At 71.7% G+C, this 20225-nt stretch carries 14 protein-coding genes; 12 read left to right on the forward strand and 2 right to left on the reverse strand.

Features of this window, described 5'->3' with window-relative positions; all coding sequences use genetic code 11:
* The first annotated feature begins 317 nt into the window (after positions 1 to 317).
* The 3 genes from OG985_RS27165 to mfd all read left to right on the forward strand — a co-directional run bounded on the left by OG985_RS27165 (position 318) and on the right by mfd (position 7824).
* Positions 318 to 1106 carry an ABC transporter ATP-binding protein gene (locus tag OG985_RS27165; RefSeq protein WP_371670955.1) on the forward strand — a complete coding sequence of 263 codons (789 nt, stop codon included), beginning with the start codon at positions 318 to 320 and terminating at the stop codon, positions 1104 to 1106.
* Entirely contained in the window at positions 1103 to 3682 is a 2580-nt protein-coding gene (locus tag OG985_RS27170; protein ID WP_371670956.1) for an ABC transporter permease, read from the forward strand. The genes OG985_RS27165 and OG985_RS27170 overlap by 4 nt, the downstream gene beginning before the upstream one ends.
* Positions 3683 to 4284: 602 nt before the next feature.
* On the forward strand, positions 4285 to 7824 hold the full coding sequence (gene mfd / locus OG985_RS27175; protein WP_371670957.1) for a transcription-repair coupling factor: 3540 nt from the start codon (positions 4285 to 4287) through the stop codon (positions 7822 to 7824).
* Positions 7825 to 7998: 174 nt separating this feature from the next.
* On the opposite strand, the gene OG985_RS27180 is transcribed toward mfd, so the two are convergent.
* The gene (locus OG985_RS27180; protein WP_371670958.1) at positions 7999 to 8181 is read right to left on the reverse strand and encodes an Rv0909 family putative TA system antitoxin; all 183 of its coding nucleotides are present in this window, start codon (positions 8179 to 8181) and stop codon (positions 7999 to 8001) included.
* 166 nt (positions 8182 to 8347) lie between these two features.
* Here OG985_RS27180 and OG985_RS27185 point away from each other — a divergent pair, with 166 nt between their 5' ends.
* Together OG985_RS27185 and OG985_RS27190 are read left to right on the forward strand one after the other, a co-directional pair.
* Positions 8348 to 9070, forward strand: coding sequence for an HNH endonuclease family protein (locus OG985_RS27185; RefSeq protein WP_371670959.1), 723 nt, complete (start codon positions 8348 to 8350; stop codon positions 9068 to 9070).
* Between the two features lie 157 nt (positions 9071 to 9227).
* Positions 9228 to 9971 (forward strand): GNAT family N-acetyltransferase, encoded by a 744-nt coding sequence (locus OG985_RS27190; RefSeq protein WP_371670960.1) that lies wholly within the window; start codon positions 9228 to 9230, stop codon positions 9969 to 9971.
* A 31-nt stretch (positions 9972 to 10002) separates the two neighbouring features.
* On the opposite strand, the gene OG985_RS27195 is transcribed toward OG985_RS27190, so the two are convergent.
* Entirely contained in the window at positions 10003 to 10782 is a 780-nt protein-coding gene (locus tag OG985_RS27195; RefSeq protein WP_371670961.1) for a hypothetical protein, read from the reverse strand.
* 300 nt (positions 10783 to 11082) lie between these two features.
* On the opposite strand from OG985_RS27195, the gene OG985_RS27200 reads away from it, so the two are divergent.
* The 7 genes from OG985_RS27200 (at position 11083) to OG985_RS27230 (ending at position 20134) form a co-directional block, all read left to right on the forward strand.
* A complete protein-coding gene (locus OG985_RS27200; RefSeq protein WP_371670962.1) occupies positions 11083 to 13344 on the forward strand; it encodes an N-6 DNA methylase in 2262 nt (753 codons plus the stop codon).
* A gap of 194 nt (positions 13345 to 13538) precedes the next feature.
* The gene (locus OG985_RS27205; protein ID WP_371670963.1) at positions 13539 to 14225 is read left to right on the forward strand and encodes a hypothetical protein; all 687 of its coding nucleotides are present in this window, start codon (positions 13539 to 13541) and stop codon (positions 14223 to 14225) included.
* Positions 14226 to 14242: 17 nt separating this feature from the next.
* Positions 14243 to 15757, forward strand: a complete 1515-nt coding sequence (locus OG985_RS27210) for a protein kinase (protein WP_371674507.1) — start codon at positions 14243 to 14245, stop codon at positions 15755 to 15757.
* Positions 15758 to 15862: 105 nt separating this feature from the next.
* Complete coding sequence (locus OG985_RS27215; RefSeq protein WP_371670964.1) at positions 15863 to 16690, forward strand: glycoside hydrolase domain-containing protein; 828 nt, start codon at positions 15863 to 15865, stop codon at positions 16688 to 16690.
* A 233-nt stretch (positions 16691 to 16923) separates the two neighbouring features.
* Complete coding sequence (locus OG985_RS27220) at positions 16924 to 17568, forward strand: SurA N-terminal domain-containing protein (protein WP_371670965.1); 645 nt, start codon at positions 16924 to 16926, stop codon at positions 17566 to 17568.
* Positions 17569 to 17798: 230 nt separating this feature from the next.
* Complete coding sequence (locus tag OG985_RS27225; protein WP_371670966.1) at positions 17799 to 18866, forward strand: nucleoside triphosphate pyrophosphohydrolase; 1068 nt, start codon at positions 17799 to 17801, stop codon at positions 18864 to 18866.
* Complete coding sequence (locus OG985_RS27230; RefSeq protein ID WP_371670967.1) at positions 18863 to 20134, forward strand: cytochrome P450; 1272 nt, start codon at positions 18863 to 18865, stop codon at positions 20132 to 20134. The genes OG985_RS27225 and OG985_RS27230 overlap by 4 nt, the downstream gene beginning before the upstream one ends.
* The last annotated feature ends 91 nt before the right edge of the window (positions 20135 to 20225 follow it).

The raw sequence follows: 20225 nt of genomic DNA on the forward strand, positions 1-20225 counted from the left end.
TTCGTACCGCCGGAGGAGGAGAAGGGGCGGGGGCCGTCCTTAACCTGGCTTTACGCCGCCGAGGGGTGCGGACCTGACTCACGGGGGTGGGGTTTTCCCCAGCAGAAGACTGCGCTGAGCACCAGCGCGCCGGACCCCCCGCAGCCGCCAGACTCAACGACGTGAGCACGACGTGAGCGGGACGAAGACGACGGACCGCTCACCGCTTCACCGGACTTCGCACCACCGGACTTCGCACCACCGGAAGTGCGTACGCACAGCGCGCACGCACCGTGCACACGCACGTTCCATCTGCTGACCGATATAGGAGACATACCGTGACATCGGCTGTGACCATTCCCAGGCACGGGGGCACTGGAGGGCGTACGGCCGTTGCCGCACGGGCACGGCAGGTCGTGAAGGCGTACGGGTCCGGGGAGACCCGTGTCGTCGCCCTCGACCACGTCGACGTGGACATCGTCCGCGGCCAGTTCACCGCGATCATGGGCCCCTCGGGGTCCGGCAAGTCCACCCTGATGCACTGCCTCGCCGGGCTCGACACCGTGACGAGCGGTCAGATCTACCTGGACGACACCGAGATCACCGGGCTGAAGGACAAGAAGCTCACGAAGCTGCGCCGGGACCGGATCGGCTTCATCTTCCAGGCGTTCAACCTGCTCCCGACGCTCAACGCGCTCGAGAACATCACGCTGCCCATGGACATCGCGGGCCGCAAGCCGGACCGGGCCTGGCTGGACCAGGTCGTCGACACCGTCGGCCTCAGGGAGCGGCTGCGCCACCGGCCCAACCAGCTCTCCGGCGGCCAGCAGCAGCGGGTCGCGGTGGCCCGCGCCCTCGCCGCCCGGCCGGAGATCATCTTCGGCGACGAGCCGACCGGAAACCTCGACTCGCGCGCCGGCGCCGAGGTCCTGGGCTTCCTGCGCCGGTCCGTGGACGACCTCGGGCAGACCATCGTCATGGTCACCCACGACCCGGTGGCCGCCTCCTACGCGGACCGCGTGCTGTACCTCGCCGACGGCCGGATCGTCGACGAGATGTACAAGCCGACCGCCGACACGGTCCTCGACCGCATGAAGGACTTCGACGCCCGGGGGCGTACGTCATGACCGTGCTCAAGACCTCGATGCGCAACTTCTTCGCGCACAAGGGACGCATGGCCCTGTCGGCCGTGGCGGTCATGCTGTCGGTGGCGTTCGTGTGCGGCACGCTGGTCTTCACCGACACCATGGGGACCACCTTCGACAAACTCTTCGCGGCCACCTCGTCCGACGTGACGGTCAGCGCCAAGGGCGCCTCGGACACCGGCGAGACCACCTCCGGCAACGGCAAGCCGCCGGTCATGCCGGCCGCCGTGCTCGACACCGTGCGCAAGGCCGACGGGGTGAAGTCGGCGGAGGGGACCGTCTTCTCCACCTCGGTGACCGTCGTCGACGCCGACAAGGACAACCTGTCGCCCTCCAGCGGCGCCCCCACCATCGTGGGCAGCTGGAACGGCAACGACGCCCGCACCATGAAGATCACCTCCGGTACGGCGCCCGAGGGCTCCGGCCAGATCATGATCGACGCGGACACCGCCGACAAGCACCACCTCGGGCTCGGTGACGAGATCGGCGTGATCAGCGCGGTCGGCACCCACACCGCGAAGATCTCCGGCATCGCCACCTTCACCGTCACCAACCCCGGTGCCGCGATCTTCTACCTCGACACCGGGACGGCCCAGCGGACGCTGGTCGGCGAGTCGGGCGTCTACACGAACGTCAACGTCACGGCCGCGGCCGGGGTGACCGACGCCGTGCTGAAGAAGAACGTCGCCGCCGAGATCGGCACCGGCTACAAGGTGCAGACCGCCAAGGAGACCGCCGACGCCAACCAGCAGGACGTCGAGGGCTTCATGAACGTCATGAAGTACGCGATGCTCGGCTTCGCCGGAATCGCCTTCCTCGTCGGCATCTTCCTGATCATCAACACCTTCTCGATGCTGGTCGCCCAGCGCACGCGGGAGATCGGCCTGATGCGGGCCATCGGCTCCAGCCGCAAGCAGGTCAACCGCTCCGTGCTGGCCGAGGCCCTGCTCCTCGGGTTCTTCGGATCCGTCCTCGGGGTCGGCGCGGGGGTCGGTATCGCGATCGGCCTGATGAAGCTCATGGGCATGACGGGCATGAACCTCTCGACCGACGACCTCACCGTCGCCTGGACCACCCCCGTGGTCGGCCTGGTGCTGGGCATCGTCGTCACCGTCCTGGCCGCCTACCTGCCGGCCCGGCGCGCCGGCAAGGTCTCCCCGATGGCCGCGCTGCGCGACGCCGGCGCCCCCGCCGGGGCGAAGGCCGGCTGGATCCGCGGGGTGCTGGGCACGGTCCTCACCGTCGGCGGCGGCTTCGGGCTCTACGTGGCCACCACCGCGGACACGGCGAGCGAGGGCTCGATGTGGCTGGGCCTGGGCGTGGTGCTGTCCCTGATCGGCTTCGTGGTCATCGGACCGCTGCTCGCGGGCGGTGTGGTGCGCGTCCTGGGCGCCGTACTGCTGCGGGCCTTCGGACCGGTCGGACGGATGGCCGAGCGCAACGCCCTGCGCAACCCGCGCCGCACCGGCGCCACCGGCGCCGCCCTCATGATCGGCCTGGCACTGGTCGCCTGTCTGTCGGTGGTCGGCTCCTCGATGGTCGCCTCGGCCACGGGACAGCTCGACAAGACCGTGGGCACGGACTTCATCATCCAGTCCGACAGCGGGCAGGTGATCACCTCGCAGGCGGTCAAGGCCGTGAAGTCGACCAAGGGGCTGGAGCGGGTCACCGAGTACAAGGTGCTCGACGCCGACCTCACCACCCCCGACGGCAAGACGTCCAAGAGCGAGACGATCAACGCGGCCGACCCGACGTACGCACAGGACCTGCGGACCGAGACGGTGCGGGGCGAGCTGGCCGACGCCTACCGGCCCGACTCGATGTCGGTCTTCGAGGGCTTCGCCGAGAAGCACGACATCAGGATCGGCTCCAAGGTCGGCGTCGCCTTCAAGGACGGCACGAAGGCCTCGCTCACGGTCCGCGCCATCACCAGCGACGACGCCGTGATCGACAAGGGCGCGATGTACGCGTCGATCACCACCGTGTCGAAGTACGTCCCGGCCGACCGGATGCCGCTGGACGTGCTGGTCTTCGCCACCGCTAAGGACGGACAGCAGGACGCCGCCTACACCTCGCTGAAGTCGGCGCTGCACGACTACCCGCAGTACACCGTCCGCGACCAGACGGACTACAAGGAGGCCCTCAAGGACCAGATCGGCCAGCTGCTCAACATGATCTACGGCCTGCTGGCCCTCGCGATCATCGTCGCGGTGCTCGGTGTGGTGAACACGCTGGCGCTGTCGGTGGTGGAGCGGACCCGGGAGATCGGCCTGATGCGGGCGATCGGCCTCTCGCGCCGCCAGCTGCGCCGGATGATCCGCATGGAGTCGGTGGTGATCGCCCTCTTCGGCGCCCTGCTGGGACTCGGCCTCGGAATGGGCTGGGGAGCGACGGCCCAGAAGCTGCTCGCCCTGGAGGGCCTGACCGTCCTCGACATTCCCTGGCCGACGATCATCGGGGTCTTCATCGGGTCGGCGTTCGTAGGACTGTTCGCGGCACTGGTCCCGGCGTTCCGGGCGGGCCGGATGAACGTACTGAACGCGATCGCCACGGAGTAGCGGCCGATCGACCGCCTTGCCGGCCGCCTGGTCGACCGGGCGGCCGGTCGCCGGAGGGACCCGGCGGCACGCCGCCGCCAGGAACGGGGGCCGGGGGAACGGGGGCCGGGGGACCCCGGGGCCGGGGGCCGGGGGGCCGAGGGACCCCGGGGACGGGGGCCGGGGATCCCGGGAACGGCGGCCGGGGGGACGGGGATCCCGGGAACGGCGGCCGGGGGGACGGGGATCCCGGGAACGGCGGCCGGGGGGACGGGGATCCCGGGAACGGCGGCCGGGGGACGGGGACCCCGGGGACGGGGGACGCAAGGAACGGGGGCACGGGGGCGGTAGCCGTCGCGGGTGGGGGCCGCGGGGACCGGCAGCCGATGCGCGGGGGAAAGGGCCCGGCGCCGAGAAGTCACGGGGGACTTCTCGGCGCCGGGCTCACCGCTGTTCCCCCGCCCGTGGCGGCCGGCGGCCCCCGCCTCACCGCCGACCCGGGGCGGGCGTTGTCCACAGGCCCGACGGACGCGAGCGAGCCGTCGTAGGCTGGGGGTACCCCCGGCCCGCAGCGCGCGTCGGGCGATTCGTGTTGCCCACCCCCCGGACGAAAGCCGCCCCGAATGAGCCTGCACGGTCTGCTCGACGCCGTCGTCAAGGACACCGCCCTCGCCGAGGCGATCACCGCCGCCGCCGACGGCAACCGCATGCACGTCGACCTGGTCGGCCCCGCCGCGGCCCGCCCCTTCGCGGTCGCCGCCCTCGCCCGCGAGACCGGCCGCACCGTGCTCGCCGTGACGGCGACCGGCCGTGAGGCCGAGGACCTGGCCGCGGCCCTGCGCACCCTGCTGCCGTCCGAGGGCGTCGCGGAGTACCCGTCCTGGGAGACCCTCCCGCACGAGCGCCTCAGCCCGCGCAGCGACACCGTCGGCCGCCGCCTGGCCGTGCTGCGCCGCCTGGCCCACCCCCGCGCCGACGACCCCGAGACCGGCCCGGTCTCCGTCGTGGTCGCCCCCGTGCGATCCGTTCTCCAGCCGCAGGTCAAGGGCCTCGGCGACCTGGAGCCGGTGGCCCTCGCCACCGGGCAGACGGCCGACCTGAACGAGATCGTGGAGGCCCTCGCCGCCGCCGCGTACGCGCGCGTGGAGCTCGTCGAGAAGCGTGGCGAGTTCGCCGTACGAGGCGGCATCCTGGACGTCTTCCCGCCCACCGAGGAACATCCGCTGCGCGTCGAGTTCTGGGGCGACGACGTCGAGGAGATCCGCTACTTCAAGGTGGCCGACCAGCGTTCCCTGGAGGTCGCCGACCACGGCCTGTGGGCGCCGCCCTGCCGCGAACTGCTGCTCACCGACGACGTGCGCGGCCGCGCGGCCGCCCTCGCCGAGCAGCATCCGGAACTCGGCGAGCTGCTCGGCAAGATCGCCGAGGGCATCGCCGTGGAGGGCATGGAGTCCCTGGCCCCGGTCCTGGTCGACGACATGGAACTGCTCCTGGACGTGCTGCCCAAGGGCGCCATGACCGTCGTGTGCGATCCGGAGCGGGTGCGCACGCGCGCGTCGGACCTCGTGGCGACGAGCCAGGAGTTCCTGCAGGCCTCCTGGGCGGCCACCGCGGGCGGCGGCGAGGCACCGATCGACGTCGGCGCGGCCTCCCTGTGGGCCATCGCGGACGTCCGTGACCGGGCCCGCGAGCTGGACATGATGTGGTGGTCGGTGTCGCCGTTCGCGGCGGACGACGAACTCGACGCGCTCGACGGCGACACCCTCAAGCTCGGCATGCACGCGCCGGAGTCGTACCGCGGCGACACGGCGAAGGCGCTGGCCGACACCAAGGGCTGGCTCGCCGACGGCTGGCGCACGGTGTACGTCACCGAGGGCCACGGCCCGGCCGCCCGTACGGCCGAGGTGCTCGGCACCGAGGGCATCGCGGCCCGCCTCGACGCGGACCTCGGGGAGATCGCCCCCGCCGTCGTGCACGTGGCGTGCGGCTCGATCGACTACGGCTTCGTGGACCCGGCGCTGAAGCTGGCCGTGCTGACGGAGACCGACCTCTCCGGCCAGAAGGCGGCCGGCAAGGACGGCGCCCGCATGCCCGCCCGCCGCCGCAAGACCATCGACCCGCTCACCCTGGAGACCGGCGACTACATCGTCCACGAGCAGCACGGCGTCGGCCGCTACATCGAGATGGTGCAGCGCACCGTCCAGGGCGCGACCCGCGAGTACCTCGTGGTGGAGTACGCCCCCGCCAAGCGCGGCCAGCCCGGCGACCGCCTCTACATCCCCACCGACCAGCTGGAGCAGATCACCAAGTACGTCGGCGGCGAGGCCCCGACCATGCACCGCCTGGGCGGCGCCGACTGGACGAAGACGAAGGCGCGCGCCAAGAAGGCCGTCAAGGAGATCGCCGCCGACCTGATCAGGCTGTACAGCGCGCGGATGGCGGCGCCCGGCCACGCCTTCGGCCCCGACACACCGTGGCAGCGCGAGCTGGAGGACGCCTTCCCGTACGTGGAGACCCCCGACCAGCTCACCACGATCGCCGAGGTCAAGGACGACATGGAGAAGACGGTCCCGATGGACCGGCTGATCTGCGGCGACGTCGGCTACGGCAAGACGGAGATCGCGGTCCGGGCCGCCTTCAAGGCCGTCCAGGACGGCAAGCAGGTCGCCGTGCTCGTGCCGACGACCCTGCTGGTGCAGCAGCACTTCGGCACGTTCGGCGAGCGGTACTCGCAGTTCCCGGTGAAGGTACGGGCACTGAGCCGCTTCCAGACCGACACGGAGGCGAAGGCGACGCTGGAGGGCCTGCGGGAGGGCTCGGTGGACGTCGTCATCGGCACCCACCGCCTGTTCTCCTCCGAGACCAAGTTCAAGGACCTGGGCCTGGTCATCGTCGACGAGGAGCAGCGCTTCGGCGTCGAGCACAAGGAACAGCTGAAGAAACTGCGCGCCAACGTCGACGTCCTGACCATGTCCGCGACCCCGATCCCCAGAACCCTGGAGATGGCGGTCACCGGGATCCGTGAGATGTCCACGATCACCACCCCGCCGGAGGAGCGCCACCCGGTGCTCACCTTCGTCGGCCCGTACGAGCAGAAGCAGATCGGCGCCGCCATCCGCCGCGAACTGCTGCGCGAGGGCCAGGTCTTCTACATCCACAACCGCGTCGAGTCCATCGACCGCGCGGCGGCCCGCCTGCGCGAGATCGTCCCCGAGGCCCGCATCGCCACCGCCCACGGCCAGATGTCCGAACAGGCGCTGGAACAGGTGGTCGTCGACTTCTGGGAGAAGAAGTTCGACGTCCTGGTGTCGACCACGATCGTCGAGTCCGGCATCGACATCTCCAACGCGAACACCCTGATCGTGGAGCGCGGCGACAACTTCGGCCTCTCCCAGCTGCACCAGCTGCGCGGCCGGGTGGGCCGGGGCAGGGAGCGCGGCTACGCCTACTTCCTGTACCCCCCGGAGAAGCCCCTCACGGAGACCGCCCACGAGCGGCTCGCGACCATCGCCCAGCACACCGAGATGGGCGCGGGCATGTACGTGGCGATGAAGGACCTGGAGATCCGCGGCGCCGGCAACCTCCTCGGCGGCGAGCAGTCCGGCCACATCGCCGGCGTCGGCTTCGACCTGTACGTCCGGATGGTCGGCGAGGCCGTCGCGGACTACCGGGCCTCCCTGGAGGGCGGGGTCGAGGAGGAGCCGCCGCTCGAGGTCAAGATCGAGCTTCCTGTCGACGCGCACGTCCCGCACGACTACGCGCCCGGCGAGCGGCTGCGCCTGCAGGCCTACCGTGCCATCGCCTCCGCCAACACGGAGGAGGACGTCAAGGCCGTACGCGAGGAACTCGTCGACCGCTACGGCCAGTTGCCCGAGCCGGTGGAGAACCTGCTCCTGGTCGCCGGCCTGCGCATGCTCGCGCGCGCGTGCGGCGTGGGCGAGGTCGTCCTCCAGGGCAACAACATCCGCTTCGCGCCAGTGGAGTTGAGGGAGTCCCAGGAGCTGCGGCTGAAGCGGCTCTACCCGGGAACCGTCATCAAGCCGACGGCCCACCAGGTGCTGGTGCCCCGCCCGAAGACCGCGAAGGTGGGCGGGAAGCCGCTGGTCGGGCGGGAGTTGCTGGGCTGGGTGGGGGAGTTCCTGGTGTCGATCCTGGGGTCGTAGCGCGTTCCCGGCCCCGACGTACCCGCCGAAGCCGTCCGCGGGAGAAAGTCCTCCGCGGACGGCCTGTACGTCACGGTCGTTCGGCGGGCCCACGCCTGACGGCTGAGCCGTCGGCCTGGGCTCCGTGAGTCTCCGGCCTTACGGCTGTTCGGGGCCGTACGGGCTCCTCGGGCCTTACGGCTGTTCGGGCCTGTCGCGGTCCATGCCGAGCGAGCCCTCGATCCGTTGCTGCCCGTCGTCGACCTGGCTCTCGTACTTGTTGCCCGTTCTCTCGTTGGCCTTCTGTTCCGCGGTGTCGGACATCTGCTTGCCCTTGCTGCCCTTCACCTGGTGCTTGAGTTTGTCGAGGATGCCCATCCAGAGCTCCTTCCGGAGGTGACTCACGGACGACGATACGCGTCACTTGCGATGGATGCCCTTTAAGGCTCGATATGGTCTGGACCTCTCCGCCGCTACGGTGGGGCCAGGAGAAATCCGCCCGCGCCGGGCGGGGCCGGGGAAGCAAGGGGAGGGGCGCGCAGTGATGCGTCTGAGGGGCGGGGCAGCCGTGGCTGTCGTCGTGGTGTTCGCCGTCGCCGGCTGCACGGACCAGACCCTGGGGTCCGCCGGCCCCGAGGAAACCGCCGCGGGAGGCAAGGGGGGAGGCGCGGCCCTGTCGGCCGCCGAGTCGCTCACGGTCAAGGGCCGGGCGCCGAAGACGGGTTACGACCGGGACAGGTTCGGCAGCGCCTGGGCCGACACGGACTCCAACAGCTGTGACACCCGCGACGACATCCTGAAGCGCGACCTGGAGGACGTGACGTTCACCGGCGGCACGTGCAAGGTGTCCTCCGGATCGCTCGACCCGGACCCGTACTCCGGCAAGGAGGTGACGTACAGGCGCGGTCGCAGCCAGGTCGACATCGACCACGTCGTCGCCCTCTCCGACGCCTGGCAGAAGGGCGCCAAGTACTGGGACGCCGGCAAGCGCATAGCCCTCGCCAACGACCCCCTCAACCTCATCGCCGTCGACGCGAGCACCAACCGCAGCAAGGGCGACGGTGACACGGCGACGTGGCTGCCGCCGAACAAGGCCTACCGGTGCACGTACGTCGCCGCCCAGGTCGCCGTGAAGAAGAAGTACGGGCTGTGGGTGACCTCCGCCGAGCGGGCCGCGATGAAAGAGGTCCTCTCCGGCTGCCCCCGCCAGAAACTCCCCACCGGCGGCAACCCGACCGAGGCCCCGGCCCGCTTCCACGCGGACTGAGCCGGACGGGGATGGACGGAGACGGACGGGGGCGGGTTGAACCGGGCCGAGACCGCCTGCGCCGAACGGTGACGCGGCGAGCCGGAACGGGTGGGTGGCCGGCGGAGGTGTGCGACAACCGCTTTCCGGCGACCGCGCCCACGCTTACCGTGGCCGTATGGACTGGAAGGTGTCGAGTCTCGCGGAGCGTCCCGACATGTTCGGGCAGGTCGTCTCCATGGCGGACAGCTGGCCGGAGTTCGCGATCCAGGACCTCGTGGGCAACGCCCACTACCTGCGGATCGCCACCGAACTCCCCGAGTACGTGCTGTTCACCGAGGACGAGAGCGGCGAGGTGGTCGCCCATGCCTTCAGCGTGCCCTTCGCCCTCACCGCCGAGGATCGCGGCGAACTGCCCGCCCGCGGCTGGGACCAGGTGCTCGTCTGGGCCTTCTCCGACCTGCGTCACGGTGTCCGACCCGACACGGTGAGCGCCATCTCGGTCGTCGTCGCCCCGCACGCCCAGGGCCGCGGACTGTCCGCCAGGATGCTCTCCGCGATGCGGGACAACGCCCGCACCCACGGCTTCCACGAGGTCGTCGCGCCGGTCCGCCCCAGCGCCAAGCACCTCGAACCGCACGCACCGATCGAGGAGTACGCCCACCGTGTACGCCCCGACGGTCTGCCGCACGACCCGTGGCTGCGCGTCCACGTCCGGGCCGGCGCCACCATCGACTCCGTGGCCCCGGCATCCATGACCATCTGTGGCTCGCTCGAACAGTGGCGCCGCTGGACGGGGTTGCCCTTCGACACCGAGGGCGACATCGAGGTACCCGGCGCGCTCGCACCGGTCCGCTGCGAACCGGCACGCGGATACGCGGTGTACGTCGAGCCCAACGTGTGGATGCGGCACCCGCTGTGAGCGGGCGGAGCGCCTCCCGGGGCGGCTCGGCTCAACCGCCCAACGCGTCCAGGTCCAGGATGTCGCCGGCGGGCTTCTCGGCCGGCACCGGCTTGTCGTAGTCGCTGAAGGTCAGGGTGCCGGGCTCCTTCGCGGACCGGTCGACGACCCGCAGCAGATACGGCTCGCCCTCCGTGGCGACGTACAGCGTGTAACTGTCCTTGCCGTCCTTCTCGTTCAGGATGATCGCGGGCGTGCCGTCCACCGTGCCGGTCTTTCCGCGCGTCGCGTCCGAGTTCACGTCCTCGGCGCCGCTGAGGACCGTGTCCAGGTCGCAGAAGCTCGCCAGGTCCTTGGCGTCCTTGCCCGTCGCGGACATCCTGGTCCACTTGCCGGCCAGCAGGGTCACGGCGGCGTCGACGTCCGCCTTGGCCTCCCCCTTGCTCTGCGCGCGCAGGAACGCCTCGTCGTACTTCATGTAGACGGTGTCGCCGGTCTTGATCAACTCGGCTTCGCCCTGGCCGCCCATGCTCATGGTGCCGGCGCACTCGCCCTTCGTGTTCACGGCCATGTCGAGACGGATCGTGTCGGCGCCGTCGGCGACATCACCCTTCATGCGCAGCGAGGAGGCGCCGGTGGTGGCCTTGACCGCCCGATCGGCTATCTCGCCACCGCTGAGCCCGGCGAAGGGGTCCTGCTTCTTGGCCGGATCGTCGGAGGTGCTCTGCTTGCTCCGTTTGCTGTCCGCGCTGTCCTGGCCGGGCAGGCAGCCGGTGAGTCCCGTGGTGGCCGCGGCGGCGATGCAGAGTGCGGCAAGTGCGGTGCGACGCATGGCAATCCCTTGATGAAGGCGAGGGGTGTGAGGAGGAACGACATAGAACAACGAGGAACAACGAGGAACAACGAGCAGCGACGAAAAGGCGGCGATCGCAGCCGAGTCGGTGGGTCGTCCGTTCGCTGGGTCAATCACACCAGAGCCTGTGAACCGAGTCAACACGATTCACGGCATCTCTTGTGTACACGGCCGTGAATGGGTAGATCTTGCGTGCGTCGCTATGCTCGGCGTCACACACGGATGCCCGCGCGGGATGCCCGAAGCGGAACGCCGTACGGGATGAGGGGAGCGGGCCGCGTGCAGGACAACGCGACCGAGGTCACCGCCGCCGGAATCGCACGGCTCGCCGGCGTTGGACGGGCTGCCGTCAGCAACTGGCGCCGTCGGCACGCCGACTTCCCCAAACCGGTCGGCGGCACCGAGACCAGCCCCTCCTTCGCGCTCGCCGAGGTCGAGTCATGGCTGCGCCGCCAGGGGAAACTGGCCGAAGTCCCGCTGCGGGAACGCGTCTGGCAGCAACTCGCCGGCCACCCCGAGGGCCCGGTCACCGCCCTCACCCACGTCGGCTGCGTCCTGCTGCTGATCCACGACCGCCCCACGGACTGGCTCGAGCTGAGCGCCGGCTCCGACGAGCGGCTCGCCGCGATGCTGCCCGCCGCCCTGCGGCAGGTCCTGACCCCACGTTTCGGTACGGCGGGGACGGGGGCGGAGGCGGTGGCGCCGCTGTCGTCGGCGGTGCGCGGCGAGCGGAGTGTTCACACCGGACCCACGGGGAACGCGGGGGTCGCTGTGAACAGCGCCCCTGGCGTGAACAGCCCGGCTGCCGTTCACGACCCTGCGTCCGTTCACGACCCTGCCGCTGTGAACAGCCGAGCCGCTGTGAACGGGCGAAGCGCTGTGAACACCCCAACCGCTGTTCACGGACACACCCCAACCGCTGTTCACGCCCCCACCGGCCCCGAACTCCTCCCCTCCGCCCCCCTCCTGCGCGGCGCCGCCGAACTCGCCGCCGAGCTGGGCGCCCGGCGGACCTTCGAGTTCCTGCTCGGCCGGCACCTCGATGCCAACCCGCGCCAGTACACCCTCACCCCCGCCGAACTCGCCGGACTCATGGCCGACCTGGCCGGCCCCGCCCGCACCGTCCTCGACCCGGCCTGCGGCACCGGCGCCCTGCTGCGCGCCGTCACCACCCGCCCCCACCAGGAGCTCTACGCCCAGGACAGCGCCCCCGACCTCGCCGCACTCGCCGCGCTCCGGCTCGCGCTGCACGCCCCGGCCGCCGTGCGCGGCGCCGTCGGCGACACCCTGCGCGCCGACGCGTTCCCGCGGCTGCGCGCCGAGGCCGTCCTGTGCCACCCGCCGTTCAACGAGCGCAACTGGGGGCACGACGAACTCGCCTACGACCCCCGCTGGGAGTACGGCTTCCCGGCCCGTACCGAGTCCGAGCTGGCCTGGGTGCAGCACGCGCTCGCCCGTCTCACCGACGGTGGCACCGCCGTCCTCCTCATGCCGCCCGCCGCCGCCTCCCGCCGCTCCGGCCGCCGTATCCGGGCCGACCTGCTGCGCCGGGGCGCGCTGCGCGCCGTCATCGCGCTGCCCGTCGGCGCCGCGCCGCCGTACAACATCCCGCTCCACCTGTGGGTGCTGCGCCGGCCGGAGAAGGCGCCCGCGCAGCCCGAGGTGCTGCTCGCCGACGCGGGACGGTTCGCCACCGAGGGACGCGGCGGGCCCGACTGGCGGGCCGTGCGGGACGCCGTCCTCGGAGCGTGGCGTCCCTTCGACCGTGCGGGCCGGCTCGACGAACAGCCCGGCCTGGCCCGCTCGGTGCCCGTCATCGAACTCCTCGACGACGACGTGGACCTCGCCCCGGCCCGCCACCTCCCGCCCGCGACGGCGGCCGAGGGCGCCGAACAGCTGACGGCCGTACGCGAGCGCCTGGGCGAGACCCTGCACCGGATCACCGACCTCACGCCGCCGCCCGCGGACGCCGTACGACTCGCACGCCGGCCGCTGACGACCGTCGGGGAACTCGCGCGCGGGGCCGCCCTGGTGATGCTCACGGGCGGAAACGGCGGCCCCGCGCGTGTGCCCGTGCTCACCGACAGCGACGTCCTCACCGGAACCGATCCCTCCGGGTCACTCCCGGAGAGCGACGAGGAGGCCGTGCTCACGGAGACGGGCGACGTCGTCGTCCCGGTGCTCGGCGGGGGCTCGATGGCGCGCGTGATCGACGAGGCCACGGCAGGCGCGGCCCTCGGGCGCAACCTCGTGCTCCTGCGGCCCGATCCGACGGCGCTCGACCCGTGGTTCCTCGCCGGCTTCCTGCGCGGCACCGCCAACAACCGTCAGGCCAGCAGCTACGCGTCCACCGCGACCCGGCTCGACGTGCGCCGCCTCCAGTTGCCCAGGGTCCCGCTGGACGAACAGCGGCGCTACGGCGCTCGCTTCCGCGCACTCGACGAGTTCGAGCGGGCGCTCAGGCTCGCGGGCCGGCTCGGGGAGCAGCTCGTGCGCGGGATGTACGACGGCCTCACGGACGGCACGGTCGCGCCGGACTGAGTCGCCGGAACCGGCGGCGGGCGCAGCGGCGGGCACAGCTCGTGATCAGTGCCACAACGGTTCGGTACAACCCCAGGCCAGTTGTCCGTGTCGGCCTATACGCTCGAAGCGACAATCGCACGACCGTCGTTGCCGCCCGGTGCGGAACAGTGCCGGTCGCCCTCGTACGCCCACTTCAGGCATCAGGAGCAGCCATGCAAGGCCACGGCTACACGCAGCCGGCGAAGCAGCCCCCGTCGACGGGCGTGCTGGTTCTCCTGCGCGTGGTCTTCGTGGTGGTCTCGGTGTGCAGCTTCGGCCTGCTGACCTGGGCGATGATGCTGCGCCTGGCCATCGTGACCCGCAAGGCGGTGGACTGGGTCATCTTCGGCGCGTCGATCGTGCTGGAGGGCCTCGGCCTCTATCTGCTCGGTTCGGAGTCCGGCGACGAGATCCACACGCCGGGCGGCTGGACGGGCCTGGTGCTGCTCCTCGGCACGCTGGTGATCGCGATCGCGTACTTCCTCGCCTCGGACATCCGCCACTTCCACCAGCTCCAGTTCGCCGCCTACGCCCCGCAGCGTCCGCCGACCGCGGGGCCGGCCTACGGCTACCCGCAGCCGCAGGCCGGGCCGCAGCCGTCGTACCCGGCCGCGAGCGTGCCGCAGGCGCCGCCTCCCATGCCCCACACCCCCGTCCCCGGGACGCCGGTGCCGCAGCCCCAGTCACCCCTGACCACCCCGCCGCCGCCCCAGCGCCCGGCGCCCGCGCGCATCGACCAGGTGCGCGCCGAGCTCGACGAGCTGAGCGACTATCTCCGCCGGCACGACAGCCAGACCGACGGCCGGCCGGGCGGGCGGCCGGACGCACAGCCCGACGGCCGGTTCGAGGGCGGAAGGTGAGCGTGGCGACAGGGCGGATGGTGGCCGACCGGTACGAACTGTCCACGCTCATCGGACAGGGCGGCATGGGCCAGGTCTGGACCGCGTACGACCAACGGCTCGACCGGCGCGTGGCGGTGAAGCTGCTGCGCCCCGACAAGGTGGCCGGCCAGGAGGCCGACGAACTGCGCCGCCGCTTCGTGCGCGAGTGCCGGGTGACCGCACAGGTCGACCACCCCGGCCTGGTCACGGTGCACGACGCGGGCAGCGAGGGCGAGGAGTTGTTCCTCGTCATGCAGTACGTCGACGGCGCCGACCTGTCCGACCATCTCGCCGAGCACGACCCGTACCCGTGGCAGTGGGCGGTGGCCGTGGCCGCGCAGCTGTGCGCCGTACTGAGCGCCGTGCACGCCGTGCCGATCGTCCACCGCGACCTCAAGCCGCGCAACGTGATGGTGAAGCAGGACGGCACGGTCACCGTCCTCGACCTCGGTGTCGCCTCCGTCATGGACACGGACACCACCCGCCTCACGCACACCGGTTCGCCCATCGGCTCGCCCGCCTACATGGCCCCCGAGCAGGCGATGGGCGGTGCGGTCGGCCCGTACACCGACCTGTACGCGCTGGGTGTGCTGCTGCACGAACTCCTCAGCGGCGACGTGCCGTTCGCGGGTTCCACGGCGCTCGGCGTGCTGCACCGGCACCTGTACGAGCCGCCGCTGCCGGTGCGCCGTGTCCGTGCGGAGGTGCCCGAGGCGCTCGAGGCGCTCGTGCTGCGCCTGCTCGCCAAGGACCCGCAGCACCGCCCCGCCTCCGCACAGGAGGTGTACGAGCACCTCGCGCTGCTGCTGCCCGCGCGCGGGACGCCCACCGGGGCGCCGCTCGATCCCACCCGCCCGTTCCTGCGCCCGCACGCTCCCTGGCCGGACCGTGCGCTCACGCCGGCGCCGCAGCCCGCCCCCGTCACGTCCGTCGCACCGGTCGCGGAGAAGCCGGATGTCGCCCGCGCCGTCGACGACGTCAAGCGTCTCCTCGGCGAGGGGCGGATCACCCAGGCCGTCGACATCCTCGGCGCGATCCTGCCCACCGCGGCCGAACAGCACGGTGAGCACTCACCGGTCGTACGCACCCTGCGCAAGCAGTACGCGGCCACGCTGATGGACGACGGCCAGTACCGGCGCGCGCTGCCCGAACTGCGCCGTCTCGCCGACGAACGCGCCGCCGAGGCCGGTCGGTCCGACCCGCAGTCCCTGCGCTTCCGCTACGAGGCGGCCCAGTGCCTGGAGCAGCTCGGCGAACCGGCGGCGGCGCTCGCCGAGTACCGCGCGCTGCTGCCGTACTACGAGAACCAGTACGTGGCCGGCGACCCCGAGCTCTCGCACGACGTCCGCCGCCGCATCGGCCATCTCCTCCTGGCCCTCGGCGACCGCGCCGCCGCCCACGACACGCTGGGCCGGCTGCTGCACGACGTGGAGCGGCTGCAGGGCCCCGGAATCCCGCTCGCGCAGGAGATCCGCCGGACCCTGCAGTGGCTGGGGCAGGTGCGCGGATAGATTTACGTACCGCACGCACGCCACGTACCGCGTGCACGGCAAGCACCGCACGCATCGCAGGTTCCGCACGCATCACGCATGACACACCAGGGGTGGGGTTCGACCATGTCCAGCCATCGTCAGTCGAAGAAGCGCAGATACCTCACCTGGGGTGTCGCCGGGGCGGCGGTGGTCGCCGGGGCCGGCATCGCCGCGCAGACGTCCATGGCCGCCACGACCTGGCCCGCGCAGCGCACGTTCACCGGCCGCGCCTTCGACGCCTGCACCGCGCCGTCCCTCGCCGCGATGAAGGCGTGGAACACCGGCTTCTACGGTGCCGCCGCGGTCTACGTCGGAGGCAAGAACCGCGGCTGCACCCAGGCCAACCTCACCGCGTCCTGGGTGAAGTCGGTCAGCGCGGTCGGCTGGAAGCTCATCCCGATCTACGTCGGCGCGCAGCCCTCCTGCCAGACCGGCTCCAGCCCCGAGAAGCTGACCGCCGCCACGGCCGCCTCCCTCGGCACGAGCGACGCGGCCGACGCCGTGGCCAAGGCGTCCGCCCTCGGCATGAAGGCGGGCAGCCCGGTCTACCTCGACATGGAGCCGTACGACATCACGAACAAGGCGTGCAACGACGCGGTGCTGACCTACGTCCGCGCCTTCGACAAGGCCCTGCGCGCCAAGACGTACCGCAGCGGCTACTACGGCTTCACCAGCTCCAGTGCGAAGGCCGTCGCGAACGCCACCGACCAGACCGATCTGCCGGGCAACATGTGGTACGCGCTGTGGGACAAGAAGAACACCACGACGACGGACTGGCCGTTCAAGGCGACGCAGTGGACGAACCACAGCCGGGGCCACCAGTACATGGTCAACAGCAAGGAGACCCGCGGCGGTTACACGATCACCGTGGACCGCGACGCCTGGGACGGCCCGGTGGCCATCACCGGCTGAGCACCGGCTGAGCACCGGCGGACGGCGGCGGACCGCCGACAGACGACGGCGGACCACCACCGGCAGCCGGCCGCCATGGGCGACCGGCGACCGGCCGAGGCCGCGCGGGCGCGGCGGTGCCCGAAGTCCTGGTGAATCGTTGGTCGAATGGGTTGGCCAGAGCTTGGCCACTGCCTACCATCGATCACCGCAAGACTTTGTGCACCGTCGCACAATCTCCTCGGGAGGCTTCCTTGCACCGCCGTCGCACCGCGCTCGTCCTCTCCGCCGCGCTCGTCGCCGCGGCCCCTGTCCTGACCGCGTGCGGAAACGACGCGCATCCCGGGGCGGCGGCCGTGGTCGGAGGCCAGCGGATCACCGTCGCCCAGCTGGAGAACCGGGTGCACGAGGTGCGCGAGGCCCAGCGGGCGGCCGTGCCGGACCAGGCGCAGTACGAGCAGGCCATCGCCAAGACCGGCACGCTCACCCGCGACACCCTGCACGGGATGGTCCTCGACCGGGTGCTGCACCGCGCCGCGCAGGAGGCGGACGTGACCGTCACCCGCAAGCAGATCCAGCAGATGCGCAGCGGGCTGGAGCAGCAGGCCGGTGGCTCCAAGGCGCTGGAGACGGCCTGGCTGCAGCAGTACGGCATCCCGCCGCAGCGCCTCGACGACAACCTCCGCCTCCAGCTCGAGGCCCAGAAACTCGCCGCCGCACTCGGCACCGACACCAGCCGGCCCGAGTTCTGGAAGGCCCTGTCCAAGGCGTCCGAGGAACTGAACGTCGACCTCAACCCGCGCTACGGCAGCTGGGACGTCCAGAAGAGCAGCCGCGTCGACGCGAAGACGCCCTGGCTGCGCGAGGTCACGGCGGCGGACACCGAACAGACGGCGTAACGGTTCAGCGGGACCGCACGGGACCGCACGGGACCGCCGGCGATCCGGCGGGACCCGACCGGTCCGCCCGGGACCCCGACCGGTCCGGCGGGATCCGACTGGTCCGCCCGGGACCCCGACCGGTCCGCCGGGACCCGACCGGTCCGCCGGGACCCCGACCGGTCCGCCGGGGGCAGCCGGCCCTGCGGAGCGACCGTGGGGCTGTCGGTGGCGTGGGTTACGTTCGGAGAGTGAACGCAATCAGCCCCGAAGGTGCCCCCGGCCGCGAGACCGGAACCGTCCCCGGAACCGACCCCGGACCCGCGACCGGACGCATCGTCCTGCTCACCACCAGCCACCGCGTCGCGCCCGGCCTGCTGTCCTGGCCGGCCTGGGAGGCGTTGCGCGCGGCCGACCGGGTGCTGTGCGCGGACGGCGCACACCCGCAGCTGCCGTATCTCCGGGAGGCCGGGACAGCCGTCGACGAGGCGTCACCGACCGCCGAGGAGCTGGTGGCCGCCTGCGCCGGCGGGCGCACGGTCGTCGTGGTCGCGACCGGCGAGGGCGAGCCTGCCCTGACGGACGGCCTGGCCCGTCTGGCCGGCTCAGGCCGGGTCTCCATGCCGGAACTGGAGCTGCTCCCCGCCTCCTACGACCTGCCGGGCGCCCGGCTGCTGGACCTCGTGCAGGTCATGGACCGCATCCGGGTCGAGTGCCCGTGGTCGTCGCGGCAGACCCACCAGGGCCTGGCGAAGTACGGCATAGAGGAGGCGTACGAACTCGTCGAGGCCATCGAGGAGGGCGACCGCGACGAACTGCGCGAGGAACTGGGCGACGTCCTGCTCCAGGTCGTCTTCCACGCCCGTATCGCCGAGGAGGGCGACCCGGAGGACGGTTCCGCCCCCTTCTCCATCGACGACGTGGCCGGCGGCATCGTCGCCAAGCTCATCCACCGTCACCCGCACGTCTTCGGTGACGAGACCGCCACGACCCCCGAGGAGGTCAAGGAGCACTGGCTGCGCACCAAGGCGACGGAAAAACAGCGCACTTCGCTGACCGAGGGCATCCCGCTCGGCCAGCCCGGCCTGGCGCTCGCCGCGAAGCTGGCGTCGCGGGTGCGTACGGCGGGTCTCGAGGTGCCGCTGCCGAAGGGCGACGGTGCCGGGTACGAGCTGCTCGCGCTGGCGGTGCGTGCCGAGGCGGCGGGGGTGGACCCGGAGGCGGCGCTCCGGGCGGCGGCCCGGGCCTACCGGGACGCGGTGCGGGTCGCCGAGGGCGTGGACGTGGCGGCGCCCGCGCCGGATACCGTCGGGGAGTGACCGACCAGCCGCTCCCCCCGCCCCCCGCCCCCGACCTCTTCACCTGGGAGTTCGCCGCCGACCCCTACCCGGCGTACGCCTGGCTGCGCGAGCACGCGCCCGTGCACCGCACGCGGCTGCCCAGCGGTGTGGAGGCCTGGCTGGTCACCCGGTACGCGGACGCGAGGCAGGCCCTCGCCGACCCGCGGCTCAGCAAGAACCCGGCGCATCACGACGAGCCCGCGCACGCGAAGGGCAAGACCGGTATCCCCGGTGAGCGCAAGGCCGAGCTCATGACCCACCTGCTCAACATCGACCCGCCGGACCACACCAGGCTCCGGCGGCTCGTCTCCAAGGCATTCACCCCCCGCCGGGTCGCCGAGTTCGCCCCCCGCGTCCAGGAACTCACCGACCAGCTCATCGACGGGTTCGCCGAGCGCGGCTCCGCGGACCTCATCCACGAGTTCGCCTTCCCGCTCCCCATCTACGCGATCTGCGACCTGCTCGGCGTCCCCCGGGAGGACCAGGACGACTTCCGGGACTGGGCGGGCATGATGATCCGGCACGGCGGTGGTCCGCGGGGCGGGGTCGCGCGGTCGGTGAAGAAGATGCGGAACTATCTCGCCGAGCTCATCCACCGCAAGCGCGCGGCGCTGCCCGCCGAAGCCGGGCCGGGAGAGGACCTCATCTCCGCTCTCATCCGCGCCTCCGACCACGGCGAGCACCTCACCGAGAACGAGGCGGCGGCCATGGCCTTCATCCTTCTCTTCGCCGGGTTCGAGACCACCGTCAACCTCATCGGGAACGGCGTGTACGCGCTGCTCACCCATCCCGAGCAGCGCGCCCGCCTGCAGGACTCCCTGGCCGCGAAGGACACCGGTCTGCTCGAGACCGGCGTCGAGGAACTCCTGCGCTACGACGGCCCCGTGGAGCTGGCCACCTGGCGGTTCGCCACCCGGCCGCTCACCCTCGGCGGGCAGGACATCGCGGCGGGCGACCCGGTCCTCGTCGTTCTCGCGGCCGCCGACCGGGATCCGGAACGGTTCGCCGACCCCGATGTCCTCGACCTCGGGCGGCGGGACAACCCGCATGTCGGGTACGGCCATGGCATCCACTACTGTCTCGGCGCCCCGCTCGCCCGGCTGGAGGGCCAGAGCGCGATCGGCACGCTCCTCACGCGCATCCCCGACCTGCAACTGGCGGTGGAATCAGCCGATTTGCGGTGGCGGGGTGGTCTCATCATGCGCGGACTGCGCACGCTGCCGGTGGAGTTCACACCCCGTCGATGACTGCTCTCACCTGCGTAAAGGTGACACGCCCTCAAGTCTGTGATGTTCACGTGATCTACGCGGCATTAACTTGTGACAAGTGATCGTGTGC

The organism is Streptomyces sp. NBC_00289, assembly GCF_041435115.1.
Classification (GTDB): domain Bacteria; phylum Actinomycetota; class Actinomycetes; order Streptomycetales; family Streptomycetaceae; genus Streptomyces.

What these genes read in the sequence shown, in the direction of transcription:
- OG985_RS27195 (WP_371670961.1), bottom strand. Translation starts at nt 10,782, where the DNA reads ATGCGTCGCACCGCACTTGCCGCACTCTGCATCGCCGCCGCGGCCACC.
- OG985_RS27185 (WP_371670959.1), top strand. Translation starts at nt 8,348, where the DNA reads ATGCGTCTGAGGGGCGGGGCAGCCGTGGCTGTCGTCGTGGTGTTCGCC.
- OG985_RS27180 (WP_371670958.1), bottom strand. Translation starts at nt 8,181, where the DNA reads ATGGGCATCCTCGACAAACTCAAGCACCAGGTGAAGGGCAGCAAGGGC.
- mfd (WP_371670957.1), top strand. Translation starts at nt 4,285, where the DNA reads ATGAGCCTGCACGGTCTGCTCGACGCCGTCGTCAAGGACACCGCCCTC.
- OG985_RS27190 (WP_371670960.1), top strand. Translation starts at nt 9,228, where the DNA reads ATGGACTGGAAGGTGTCGAGTCTCGCGGAGCGTCCCGACATGTTCGGG.
- OG985_RS27215 (WP_371670964.1), top strand. Translation starts at nt 15,863, where the DNA reads ATGTCCAGCCATCGTCAGTCGAAGAAGCGCAGATACCTCACCTGGGGT.
- OG985_RS27210 (WP_371674507.1), top strand. Translation starts at nt 14,243, where the DNA reads ATGGTGGCCGACCGGTACGAACTGTCCACGCTCATCGGACAGGGCGGC.
- OG985_RS27205 (WP_371670963.1), top strand. Translation starts at nt 13,539, where the DNA reads ATGCAAGGCCACGGCTACACGCAGCCGGCGAAGCAGCCCCCGTCGACG.
- OG985_RS27170 (WP_371670956.1), top strand. Translation starts at nt 1,103, where the DNA reads ATGACCGTGCTCAAGACCTCGATGCGCAACTTCTTCGCGCACAAGGGA.